The organism is Lysobacter enzymogenes (assembly GCF_017168095.1).
Classification (GTDB): domain Bacteria; phylum Pseudomonadota; class Gammaproteobacteria; order Xanthomonadales; family Xanthomonadaceae; genus Lysobacter; species Lysobacter enzymogenes_D.
In genome coordinates, this window is sequence record NZ_LXSD01000602.1 from 1 (window position 1) to 221 (window position 221).

General features: G+C 79.6%; 1 protein-coding gene. It reads right to left on the bottom strand.

The annotated features are described in order from the left end of the window. Positions 1 to 221: hypothetical protein (locus A7A76_RS23370; RefSeq protein ID WP_206413560.1), on the bottom strand; the 221-nt coding region annotated here is incomplete at both ends.

Genomic DNA, 221 nt, shown 5'->3' on the forward strand with positions numbered 1-221 from the left:
CGCGCCGGTCGCCGCGGTCGTCGTCGCCGGCACCGCGCCGGCGGCCGAGGCCACGCCGAAGAACGAAGCCGCCGAAACGACGGTCGTCGCCGACGCCGCTGCGGCCGGCGCCACGGCTGGCGAGATCGCGAACACCGACGCTTCGACCGATGCCGCCGGCGATGCCGGCGAAAGCGGCGGCCGTCGTCGCCGCGGCCGTCGCGGCGGCCGTCGCCGCCGTC